The following is a 2,802-nucleotide window of genomic DNA, read 5'->3' as shown; positions in this document are numbered from 1 at the left end:
CCGGACTGATTATTTTTGCCCTTCAAAATTACGATATAGTATTTCTATCGGGCAAGCTTAATGCCTAAAGAAAATGAATTTAGTTTTTGCAAGTAATTAATAATTATTCAAGTACATTTGCACTTCTTAAAAAATAAAGTTTTTTAAACAGAAATAAAGTTTAACAACAAATTGTTCGTCCATGAAAAATAAAGGAACTGTTACTTTTTTTGCCATTGCGCTGGCAATCGTTTCTCTCTTTCACATTTCATTTACCGTCAAAACATATTTACTGGAAAGTAAAGCTAAAAGAATTGCCAATGGGGATAAACAGATAGAAAAAAACTTTCTGGATTCGATAGCTCACAAACCTGTTTACAATGTATTGGTAAAGAAATATACTTATGCAGAGTGTAAAGAAAGGGAAATCAACCTTGGACTTGACCTACAGGGTGGGATGCATGTGATTCTTGAAGTTGAACTGGAAGACCTCATTCGGGAACTCTCAGGTAATAATCAGGAAAAAGAGTTTCAGCGTGCATTGGCGATGGCAAAGGAAAAACAAAAAAACAGTCAGAAAGACTTTATCACCCTGTTTGATGAATCACTTTACGAAATCAATCCCAACATTGATATTTCATCCTTTTTTGCGACACTTGAAAACAAAGATGAGATAGAATTAGGTGCTTCACGCGACAAAGTGCTTAATTTTTTAAGAACCAAGGCTAAAGGTGCTTTGGAAAGTACCTACCAGGTTCTTCGAAAAAGAATTGACAAATTTGGTGTTACACAGCCCAATATTCAGCTTCTTGAAGGAACTGAAAGAATTCTGATTGAATTGCCTGGTGTTGACGATCCGGAAAGAATTCGAAAATTGTTACAGGGTACAGCCCGCCTTGAATTCTGGGAAACCTATGAAAATAAAGAAATTTTACCATATTTCGAAGAAGTCAACAAGGTATTGAGTAAGAAGCTCAGCCTGGAGAAAGACAGTATCAGTGATACGACAAAAGCTGAAAAAGCCGAAGAGTTTTTCAAAACACCAGCTGCCAGAAAAGATACTCAGGCGGTTTCCAAAACAGTAACGACCAAAGACACTGCATCACAGAAAGAAAAATCAGATTCAGCTGAAAACGTAAACCTGACACAGGAAGAGTTCAATAAAAAATATCCCATTTACCGTTACCTGGCTCCGGCTGTCAATCGTACCGACCAGGGTGCATTTTATATCAAAGGACCTGTCGTGGGAACAGCATTTTTCTATGACACAGCTAAAATTAACAAGTATCTTGAGGACCCGGATGTTAAAGCCGTTTTACCTCCTGATGTCAAATTTGCCTGGACAGCCAAACCTATTGATAAAAATGAATCCATTTACCAGTTGATTGCTTTGAAAATCACTACACTCGATAAAAAAGCACGCCTGGATGGTTCAAGTGTTACCAATGCACGAGTGGATATTTCTCCGCTTGGAGAACGTGAAGTGTCGTTAAGCATGAACAATGAAGGAGCCAAAATCTGGGAAAGAATGACAGAGGCCAATGTTGGTAAAAGTATTGCCATTGTTCTCGATGGTCTTGTCCGTTCATTCCCGACAGTTCAGGGAAAAATTTCAGGAGGAAATTCTCAGATTACCGGTGGTTTTACACAGGAAGAAGCTCAGGACCTTGCCAATATTCTTAATTCCGGAAAACTTCAGACCCGTGTACGTATCATAGAGGAAGCCATTGTCGGGCCTTCGCTTGGAGTAGAGTCTATCAGAAAAGGTATTCTTTCTTTGATAATCGGATTTCTGGCAGTAGTCGGATTTATGATTTTCTATTACAGCAAAAGCGGGTGGGTTGCCGACCTTGCATTGTTTGCCAACCTGTTCTTCATCACAGGTGTTTTGGCCTCATTAGGCGCAGCACTTACCCTACCGGGTATGGCTGGTGTGGTGCTTACTATTGGTATGGCCGTTGACGCCAATGTGCTGATTTTTGAACGTATCAGAGAAGAAATTGCGTTGGGAAAAGTAATCAGGGTTGCTCTTAAAGATGGTTACATGAAATCATATTCAGCCATTATCGACTCTAACCTTACAACGCTTTTTGTCGGATTTGTGCTTTATTTCTTTGGCTCAGGGCCTATCCATGGCTTTGCAACCATTTTGATTATTGGTATTCTGGCCTCGCTTTTCACAGCCATCCTTATTTCAAGGGTTATTTTTGAAAACCAGCTTAAAAAGGAGAAAAAACTCTCGTTTTCAACAAAAATGACCGAAGGCCTGTTTAAGAATATTCATTTTGATTTTGTTGGTATCAGAAAATATGCTTACATCTTTTCCTCTGTTGTCATTGTTGCCGGTTTAATCTCCATTTTCACACAGGGATTTAAATATGGTGTTGACTTTAGGGGAGGATTTTCTTACGTTATTCGTTTCGAAAATAATGTTGATGCCTATGAACTGACTACGAAACTGACAGAACCACTTCATGGTAAGCCGGAAGTCAAAATTTTCGGGCCTAAAAATCAGGTTAAAATTACCACATCATTTTTAATTAACAGTAATGCTGAAAATGCATCCGACTCGGTTGAAATGGTAGTCAGCAAAACTTTAAATTCTGTTTATCCCGATAATCACCATGAAATTTTATCACGTCAGAAAGTTGGACCCACTATTGCCGATGATATTAAAAAGTCTGCTGTCTGGTCTATTGTTATTTCTCTTTTCATTATCTTTCTTTACATTTTTGTCAGGTTCCGGACCTGGCAATATGCTCTTGCCGCTACATTGACTCCTTTCCATGATGTTCTTTTTATTCTGGGGATATTTTCTCTTTT

1 pseudogene is annotated in these 2,802 nt (G+C 38.4%); it reads left to right on the top strand.

Annotated elements, in window-relative coordinates:
* The first annotated feature begins 181 nt into the window (after nucleotides 1–181).
* Nucleotides 182–2,802 (top strand): annotated as a pseudogene (locus GX437_13235) (protein translocase subunit SecDF).

The sequence above is a fragment of the Sphingobacteriales bacterium genome, from assembly GCA_012517435.1.
Classification (GTDB): Bacteria; Bacteroidota; Bacteroidia; order CAILMK01; family JAAYUY01; genus JAAYUY01.
Note: the sequence above shows the minus strand (reverse complement) of the source record. Positions and strands in the feature narration are given on the sequence as shown.